Here is a 9,069-nt window from a genome sequence, read left to right on the forward strand (position 1 = left end):
CACCACCCCCCACCGGATCCGCTGCAAGTACGGGCACGAGGCCGCCCCCTACCCCAACAACACCGCTCGCGGAATCGGGATCTGCCGCGCCTGCGCCAAGCAGGACCCGAAGCAGGCCGAGAAGGAATTCCGCGAGCGCCTGGAGCAGGAGGGCGCCTACCTCCTCGAACCCGGCTGGCTCGGATCACGCACCCCGCACCGCATCGTCTGCGCCCACGGACATCAGGTGACCTCCACCCCCAACGGCGTCCAGCAGGGCTACAACATCTGCCGCGCCTGCGCAGGACGCGACGCCGAGGCCACCTGGCAGAACTTCCGCGCCGACGTCGCACGCCAAGGCGGAACGGTCCTCGAAACCGAATGGCTCGGCTCGCAGAAGCCCCACCGCATCCGCTGCCCCGAAGGCCACCACCACAGCCCCATCCCGAGCAGCGTCCAGCAAGGCGGCGGCATCTGCCGCACCTGCTCGAAGGTCGACCCCGAGGACTCCGAACGCCGCTTCCGCTCCCGCGTCACCGAACTCGGCGGCACCGTCCTCGAAACCGAATGGCTCGGCGCCCGCACCCCGCACCGCATCCGCTGCAAGAACAGCCACACCGCCCTCACCCGGCCGGACGGCGTACCCAGCGGAGAAGGCATCTGCCGACGCTGCGCCAACAAGGTCTGGGACGTCTTCTACGTCGTCGCCGACCTCGACAACAGCACCGTGAAATTCGGCATCACCTCAGGCGACCCCCGCAGCCGACTCGGCGACCACGCCCGAGACGGATACCGAACCCAACTGCGCCTGCTGGAAGCCCTGTCCGGCGACACCGCCCTCGAACTGGAGCGCCGCGTACGCATCGAACTACGTCGAGCCGGACACGCACCGGTCCGCGGCCGCGAATACTTCACCTTCGCGGCCCTCCCTCTCGTCCTCCGGCTCGTGGACGAGAGGGAGGGCGACGAGGTCGACGCGGCCTGACCCCGCACACGACGACGGCCCCGCATCGAACTGCGGGGCCGCCCCTCACCACGGGCGGATTCCCGCCGGGGGAGTGGTGTCGTGCGTGCTCGCGTCCGCTCACGAAGTGGGGCTCCGTATCCAGTGTTCGCGCGAACCCCATTTCGTCAGGGGGGTATGGGGAGGGGATATATAGCGAGTAGCTGATGCCTGGTCAAGTGGGCTGTTCGCACGAAGAGTTGGCGCGATCGACCCGGCCTCCCTGGCGTAATTGACAGACTGTCAGCCAGCCTGCGCCCACCCCTCGGCTTACGGTGTTACCCGCGGTACAACGCTGGAATGACATTTCCGAAACCGAGCCGCAGGACCGTACTAGCCGGCATCGGGAGCGTGCCGCTGGCCGCCGGAGTCGCGAGCGCGGCGCCCCCGACCCGCGAGGCAACCAACGCGCCCGACCCCGGCGGCGACGGGCACGGCACCCTGCTGCGCGGCGCCGACCTCGTCCTCACCATGGACCCCGAGGTCGGCGAGGGCGACCTGGGCACACTGGAACACGCCGACGTCCTGATCCGCGACGGACGGCTGGCCGCAGTGGGGCACAGCCTGAGCGCGCCGCAAGGCGCACGGGTCGTGGACGCGCGCGGCAAGCTCGTCCTGCCCGGCTTCGTCGACCTCCACAACCACCTCTGGCAGACCAGCATCCGCGGCGGCTGCGCGACCCAGGACCTGTACGGCTGGCTCGCGTCCTGCAACCGCACCACCCTCCCGAAGATCGACGCCGCGGACATGTACCGCTTCGTACACCTCGCCGCCCTCGACGCCCTGCAGGCCGGTGTCACGACCGTCGTCGACTGGGTGCACCCGATCCCGTACGACACCAGCGAGCAGTACATACGGGCGCTGGACGACGCGGGCCTGCGCTTCGTGTACGCGATGACCCAGAACGCCGGCGCGATCGACCTGATCCCGCGCATCAAGAAGGAACTCCTCGACCCGCTGCCGCTCGCCTCCGCGCAGGTCTCGGTACACGCGGGCATGAGCGCGATCAAGGAGCTGCGCCGCTTCCACGAGGTCGCCCAGGACCTGGACCTGATGCTCAACTCGCACGTCCTGGAGCACCGCGACGACCGCAAGGACGACCCGATCCGCTCGCTCCGCGAGGCCGACGCCTTCGGCCCCCGGCTCCTGATGAACCACGCCATCCACCTCACCGACGAGGAGATCGCGCTCACCGCCGACCACGACGTACGCGTGGCGCACTGCCCCCTCAGCAACATGCGCCTGGCCTCCGGGATCATGCCGCTCCCCGCGATGCACCGGCGTGGCATACGGGCCGGGCTCGGCCACGACGGCGGTACGAACGACACCTCGGACATGTTCAACGTCATGAAGGCCGCTGTCGGGCTGCAGCGGGCGCTGCACGAGGACGCGGAGATCCACCCCACCATCCCGGCAGCGCTGCGGATGGCGACACTCGGCGGCGCGGAGTGCATCGGGATGGCCGACAGGCTCGGTTCCCTAACCCCCGGCAAGCGCGCCGACGTCCTCGTCCTCGACCCCGGCACCCTCAACTTCGCCCCTCGTTTCGACTGGATCAGCCAGATCGTCCTCAACGGCCAGCCCCCGAACGTCTCGCACGTCTTCGTCGACGGCCGACTACGGAAGGCCGACGGGGCACTGCTCGGCGTGGACAAGGAAGCGGTGATACGGGAGGCGGAACGAGCGGCCGACCACATACGGGCTCGAGGGTGACCGAAACGACGAGGGCGGCCTACTCGGTTGCAACCGATGAGCGGCAGGCCGCGACCCGGCCGAGCGAGTGAAGTGCCGCTCGGGCTCGACGGCCTGGTCCTGCCCCCGGCCGGCCTGGGGCTTCGGCTGCTGTGCTGCCTCGTGGCCCGCCGGATGGGCATGGGCTCTTGCGAATCTGACGGTCGCACGTTCAAGGAGGGAGGGGCTAGCCGAACAACTCACCTATGGCCTAGCAGGGTTGGGCCGGTGTCGTCTTTCTGATCGCCTCCCGCCCGTTGCAGAGGAGTTCGGCGCCAAGGCGGTCGAGTTCCATCTATCCGAGTTCATTGATACAGAGAAGGTCAACGCAGCTGTAGGACGGGGCTCATTACGTACCTAAGAGGTTGTCTCACGTGGCAAGTTTCGCGAGCTTCTTGTAGCAGGTCAGGGCGGCGGCCATGACCAGGCCTCGGCCCTGCCGGTCGTTGCGGACCACATACGGGATCTTGAGACCACGAACAGCCCATGGCAGGCTCAAGCCGCATGATCGATGAATTCGCCAAAGACAACCTGCACGGGAGACTGCGGCGGGACCGCAAGGCGCTGCTCTGGAAACTCGACGGCTTGTCCGAATACGACGCCCGCCGACCTTTGACAGCGACCGGGACCAACCTCCTCGGCCTGGTCAAACACGTGGCCACCGTAGAGGCCAGGTACTTCGGCGAGGTCTTCAACCGCCCTTCCCCGGAACCGTTGTGCCGGTGGCAGGACCACTCCAACGGCAGCGATCTGTGGGCGACCGAGGACGAGACCCGCGATCAGATCATCGGGTTCTACCGGCGCACGTGGGAACACTCGGACGCGACGATCAACGAGCTTCCCCTCGACGCCCCCGGCCACGTGCCGTGGTGGCCGGAGCCTTCTCCCAACACGAACCTGTTCGCCGTCATGGTCCATGTCCTCGCCGAGTCCATCCGGCATGCCGGGCACGCCGATATCCTGCGCGAGGGCCTCGACGGCCGGACCGGGGTGCGCGCCGAACACGAGAAGCAGATCGACGAGCAAGCCCGTGCAGCCCACTGCGCGAAGATCGAGCAGGCCGCCAGGTCGGCCGCACCAATCAAGGCTTAGAGGTTGTCTCACGTGACTTGATGTTCGTGCGGCACGATGCCGGTCGTGGTTGCTGATTTATCGAAGCGCCTGGTTCCTGATGAACTCCGGTAGCTGGCCGCCCCGTTGCGGCCGTCGTTCGCCCGCCACCATGCATCGCCGCCTCACGGTATGGACCGAGGCCAGCCTGTGGCGTCCGCCGGGATCAGGGCGGCGGGGTACGTCCTGGATCTGGGCATCCCGCGCCCCGAGCCGGTCCGCCGCTTCCTCGACATCCCTACCCGCACGCGGTTGACCGGCCCGTTCCACGACCCCAAGCACGACGCAGTCCACCACCTGTCGCGCGGATCGCTCGCGAGCTGGTTCGACGCCATCCTCCACACTCAGGAGGTGACGCCGGCCCTGCCCCTGCCCCTCAGGGACTGCCCGGCGGAGAGTGCCCGAGATGCCGACTCTGACACGCAGCTCAGCACTGATCCGCCGGACAGGCCCTCACCCGCGCGTGAGGTGCCCGCCTCAGGCCACAGGGGCTCCGCTGCCCGCGACGACCTCGGGCCGCAGCAGGGCGGCGAGCTGTTCCGCGGGCAACAGGCCCTTCTCCAGGACGAGTTCGGCGACGCCGCGACCGGTGACGAGGGCCTCCTTGGCTATGTCGGTGGCCGCCGAGTACCCGATGTGCGGGTTGAGGGCCGTGACCAGGCCGATGGAGTTCTCGACGCTCGCGCGCAGCGCCTCGGTGTTGGCGGTGATGCCGTCCACGCAGCGCTCGGCGAGCGTCAGGCAGGCCGCGCGCAGGTGCGTGATGGACTCCGACAGGGAGTGCAGGATGATCGGCTCGAAGGCGTTGAGCTGGAGCTGTCCCGCCTCGGCGGCCATCGTGATGGTGACGTCGTTGCCGATCACCTCGAAGGCGACCTGGTTGACGACCTCGGGAATCACCGGGTTCACCTTGCCGGGCATGATGCTCGAACCGGCCTGCACCGGCGGCAGGTTGATCTCACCGAGACCCGCGCGCGGCCCGGACGAAAGCAGCCGCAGGTCGTTGCAGCTCTTGGACAGCTTCACGGCGATCCGCTTGAGCACGCCCGACATCTGGACGAACGCCCCGCAGTCCTGCGTCGCCTCGACCAGGTTGGCGGCGGTGACAAGGGGCAGTCCGGTGATCTCGGAGAGGTGGCGGCGTGCCGACTCGGCGTACCCGGCAGGTGCGTTGAGGCCGGTGCCGATCGCCGTGGCGCCCAGGTTGATCTCGTGGATCAGCTCGACGGCCTCGGCCAGGCGGCTGCGGTCCTCGTCGAGCATGACGGCGTACGCCGAGAACTCCTGACCGAGCGTCATCGGCACCGCGTCCTGGAGCTGGGTGCGGCCCATCTTCAGGACGTCACGGAACTCGACGGCCTTGCGCCCGAAGGAGTCCTGCAGGACGGCCATCGCCTTGAGCAGGCCGCGCACCGCGAAGACCGTCGCGACCTTCACGGCGGTCGGATAGACGTCATTGGTGGACTGGCCGAGGTTGACGTCCTCGTTCGGGTGCAGGTGCTCGTACTGCCCCTTGGCGTGGCCGAGCAGCTCCAACGCCCGGTTGGCGACGACCTCGTTGGCGTTCATGTTGGTCGAGGTGCCGGCGCCGCCCTGGATGACGTCGACGACGAACTGGTCGTGCAGCTTGCCGGCGCGGATCTCGCGGCAGGCGGCGACGATCGCGGCGGCCTTCTCGGGCGACAGCAGACCGAGTTCCTCGTTGGCGAGGGCGGCGGCTTCCTTGACCGCGGCGAGGGCGTCGATGAGGTGCGGGTAGGCGGAGATCGGTGTGCCGGTGATGGGGAAGTTCTCCGTGGCGCGCAGGGTGTGCACGCCCCAGTACGCGTCGGCGGGGATGTCCCGGTCGCCGAGCAGATCGTGTTCGCTGCGGGTGGCTGCGGCGGTCATGAGGGTGTCGGTCTTCTTTCCGAAGTACGCATCAGAGATACGAAGTTGAGGGTGACGACGGAGTGGGCGAGGGGGTCAGGCGCAGTTCGGCAACGTGACCCGGTCCAGGGCGCGCAGGGGCCGTACGGAACCCACCGGCCGCCCGCCGCCGAGGAGCGGTTCCCCGGCGAACTCGGTGAGCAGCTCGGGGTCCACACCGGCCCGCACGAGGGCGGCCGCGGCGACCGGGACACGGGCCCGGTCGGCGCCGTCGGCGATCTTCACCGCGATCGCGCGGCCGTCCGGCAGCGCGGCCACTTGGACGCCCTCGAAGCCGTCCTTGGCGAGAAGGCCGGGCACGGCCCGCATCAGGGCGGCCACGTCACGGCCGGTACCGGAGGCCATCTCGGCGTGCGCGCGCATGGCGTCCGCCACCCGGGCCTCGTGGGCGCCGGGCGCGGCAGAGGTGATCCGGGAGGCGGCGCGGGCCAGGCCGTGCAGCGAGACGGAGAACAGCGGGGCGCCGCAGCCGTCGACGGTCACCCGGGCGATGCGCTGCCCGGTGAGCTCCTCGACGGTGTCGGCGATCGTCATCTGGAGCGGGTGGCCGGGGTCCAGATAGTCGTGCAGCGACCAGCCGTTGAGCTTGCAGGTGTACAGCATCGCCGCGTGCTTGCCCGAGCAGTTCTGCGCGAGGCGCGAGGGCGAGCGGCCCTCGCGCAGCCAGGCGTCCCGGACAGTGCTTCCGTACGGCATGTCCGTGACGTTGCGCAGCTCGTCCTCGGTGACTCCGGCGAGGTCGAGGATGCGCCGGGCTCCGGCGAGGTGGCGTTCCTCGCCGGAGTGGCTGGCGGCCGTGAGCGACAGCAGGTCACCGTCGAGCGGGAGTCCGGCCCGCAGCATGGCGACGGCCTGGACGGGCTTGAGTGCCGAGCGCGGGTAGAACGCGGCCTCGATGTCGCCGATCTGGAACCGGACCCCGCCGTCGGCGTCGAGGACGACGACGGAGCCGTAGTGGATGCCCTCGACGACGCCACCGCGGATGAGGTGGGCGACGGGAGCGTGGAGGGGTTCGCGGACCAGGGGTGCGTCCGCCGGTGAACTGCCGTACATCACTGTCTCTTTGAGGATCGACGAGATTGACGAAGGGGGGAGGGGTGCCGAGCCGGTCAGGCGTCGACGTCGGACGGGGTGCGTGCCCGGCTGCGGCGGATGGCGTACCAACCGGCGACGAGCGCGGCGACGATCAGCGGCAGGCACAGCACCGTGGTGCGTCCGGCGCCGCCGTCGGCGTACATGAGGACCAGGACGGTGGCGAGGAAGGCCAGCGTCACGAGTTGGGTCCAGGGGGAGCCGGGCAACTGGTAGCCGGGGCGGTCGAGTTCGCCCCGCTGGGTCTTCTGCCAGAACACCAGGTGACAGATCATGATCATGCCCCAGGTGGCGAGGATGCCGATCGCGGCGAAGTTCAGCACGATCTCGAAGGCCTGGGCCGGGACCACGAAGTTGAGGCCGACCCCCAGCACGCAGATTCCGCTCGTGAGCAGGATGCCGCCGTACGGGACCTGGCTGCGGCTCATCACGCCGGTGAACTTCGGTGCGGAGCCGGACATCGCCATGGAGCGCAGGATGCGGCCGGTGGAGTACAGACCGGAGTTGAGCGAGGACATCGCCGCGGTGAGCACGACGAGGTTCATGACGCCGCCCGCCGCCGGAATGCCGATGTTGGACAGCACGGTCACGAAGGGGCTCTCCGCGGACGTGTACTTGTTCCACGGCAGCAGCATCGAAAGGAGCACCACCGAGCCGACGTAGAACAGGCCCACGCGCCACATGATCGAGTTGATCGCCTTCGGCATGATCTTCTCGGGGTTCTGGGTCTCACCGGCCGCGACACCGACCAACTCGACGGAGGCGTAAGCGAAGACGACGCCCTGGATGATCAGCAGCATCGGGAGCAGACCGTTGGGAAAGACGCCGCCGTTGTCCGCGATGAGGGCCGGTCCCGGGGTGCTGCCGTCGATCGGGTGCTGCGTGACGAGCAGGAAGATGCCGATACACATGAAGAGCACCAGCGCACCGACCTTGACGATGGCGAACCAGAACTCCAGCTCGCCGAAGATCTTCACCGATATCAGGTTCACGGTGAGGACCACGGCCAGGGCGACCAGCGCGATCACCCACTGAGGTATGTCGGAGAACATGCCCCAGTAGTGGGTGTAGGTGGCGACCGCGGTGATGTCGGCGATGCCAGTGGTGGCCCAGTTCAGGAAGTACATCCAGCCCGCGGTGTACGCGCCCTTCTCACCGAGGAACTCACGGGCGTACGACACGAAGGCGCCGGACGACGGGCGGTACAGGACGAGTTCGCCGAGGGCGCGCACGACCAGGAACGCGAAGAGGCCGCAGACGGCGTACGCGATGAAGAGTGCGGGCCCGGCGTCGGCGAGGCGGCCGCCGGCGCCGAGGAAGAGGCCGGTGCCGATGGCGCCGCCGATGGCGATCATGTTGACGTGCCGGGACTTCAGCGACTTGCTGTAGCCCGCGTCACCGGCGTCGATGTGCCGGGGGGACGTGCGCGTCTCATCTTTGAGCTGCTGGTCACTCACGCGTCGGGGCTGCCTTTCGTAGGTATGTCCGTACGTGTGGGGCGCACGATTTCGGTGAGGGTCGTGTCGACGCGGTCGAGGTGGTGGGACATGGCCTGCTCCGCGTCGTGCTCGGAACCGTCGATCAGCGCCTCGACGATCGCCCGGTGCTCGCGATTGGACTTCTCGCGCCTGCCGCCGAGTTCGTTGAGGAATGCCGACTGGCGCGCCAGCGCGTCGCGGATCTCCTCGATGACCCGGCGGAAGACCGGGTTCTGCGCGGCCTCGGCCAAGGCGAGGTGGAAGACGGTGTCCATCGCGACCCAGGCAGTGGTGTCCGTCTCCCGCTCCATCCGGTCCAGGAGATGGGTCAGATGATCCAGGTCTTCCGGGGTGCGGCGCAGTGCCGCGTACCCGGCCACCGGGACCTCGACGTGCCGGCGCACCTCCAGGAGGTGGCTGGCCGCGTAGTCGCCGAAGGTGGGGTCCTCGACGGTGTTCGCGATCACGAAGGTGCCCTTACCGGTCTTGGCGACCGTGAGCCCCATGGTCTGCAGGGCGCGCAGGGCCTCCCGCAGCACGGGCCTGGACACCTCGAGGGTCCGGCAGAGCTCCGCCTCGGAAGGGAGCTTGTCGCCTATGGCGTACTCGCCGCGCTCGATGGCGCCGCGGAGGTGGGCGAGGACCGCTTCCATGGCGCTGATACGCCGCGGCCCCGGGCCACCTGTCTGGCTGTCTGACAGGTTCACGCAGCGATAGTCCGGGCTATGGGGGACGGGTGTCAAGGGG

Annotated in this window: 8 protein-coding genes; 3 read left to right on the forward strand and 5 right to left on the reverse strand. The window is 68.8% G+C overall.

Features of this window, described 5'->3' with window-relative positions:
• Together GUY60_RS29090 and GUY60_RS29095 are read left to right on the forward strand one after the other, a co-directional pair.
• A partial coding sequence (locus GUY60_RS29090; RefSeq protein WP_161703131.1) for a GIY-YIG nuclease family protein occupies positions 1 to 964 on the forward strand: 964 nt, incomplete at its 5' end.
• A gap of 318 nt (positions 965 to 1,282) precedes the next feature.
• Complete coding sequence (locus GUY60_RS29095) at positions 1,283 to 2,695, forward strand: amidohydrolase family protein (RefSeq protein WP_161703133.1); 1,413 nt, start codon at positions 1,283 to 1,285, stop codon at positions 2,693 to 2,695.
• 388 nt (positions 2,696 to 3,083) lie between these two features.
• On the opposite strand, the gene GUY60_RS39575 is transcribed toward GUY60_RS29095, so the two are convergent.
• Positions 3,084 to 3,212 (reverse strand): hypothetical protein, encoded by a 129-nt coding sequence (locus tag GUY60_RS39575; RefSeq protein WP_281368598.1) that lies wholly within the window; start codon positions 3,210 to 3,212, stop codon positions 3,084 to 3,086.
• 5 nt (positions 3,213 to 3,217) lie between these two features.
• Here GUY60_RS39575 and GUY60_RS29100 point away from each other — a divergent pair, with 5 nt between their 5' ends.
• Positions 3,218 to 3,805, forward strand: coding sequence for a DinB family protein (locus GUY60_RS29100; RefSeq protein WP_161703135.1), 588 nt, complete (start codon positions 3,218 to 3,220; stop codon positions 3,803 to 3,805).
• Positions 3,806 to 4,300: 495 nt separating this feature from the next.
• Here the strand turns inward: GUY60_RS29100 and aspA are convergent, their stop codons facing one another.
• From aspA to GUY60_RS29120, 4 genes are all read right to left on the reverse strand, one after another.
• On the reverse strand, positions 4,301 to 5,713 hold the full coding sequence (aspA, locus tag GUY60_RS29105; RefSeq protein ID WP_161703136.1) for an aspartate ammonia-lyase: 1,413 nt from the start codon (positions 5,711 to 5,713) through the stop codon (positions 4,301 to 4,303).
• A gap of 75 nt (positions 5,714 to 5,788) precedes the next feature.
• Positions 5,789 to 6,805 carry an asparaginase gene (locus GUY60_RS29110; RefSeq protein WP_161703137.1) on the reverse strand — a complete coding sequence of 339 codons (1,017 nt, stop codon included), beginning with the start codon at positions 6,803 to 6,805 and terminating at the stop codon, positions 5,789 to 5,791.
• A 56-nt stretch (positions 6,806 to 6,861) separates the two neighbouring features.
• On the reverse strand, positions 6,862 to 8,301 hold the full coding sequence (locus tag GUY60_RS29115) for an amino acid permease (protein ID WP_161703138.1): 1,440 nt from the start codon (positions 8,299 to 8,301) through the stop codon (positions 6,862 to 6,864).
• On the reverse strand, positions 8,298 to 8,975 hold the full coding sequence (locus GUY60_RS29120; RefSeq protein ID WP_161703139.1) for a FadR/GntR family transcriptional regulator: 678 nt from the start codon (positions 8,973 to 8,975) through the stop codon (positions 8,298 to 8,300). Before GUY60_RS29120 ends, GUY60_RS29115 begins: the two co-directional genes overlap by 4 nt.
• Positions 8,976 to 9,069: the final 94 nt, after the last annotated feature.

It is taken from the genome of Streptomyces boluensis, assembly GCF_009908195.1.
Taxonomy (GTDB): Bacteria; Actinomycetota; Actinomycetes; order Streptomycetales; family Streptomycetaceae; genus Streptomyces; species Streptomyces boluensis.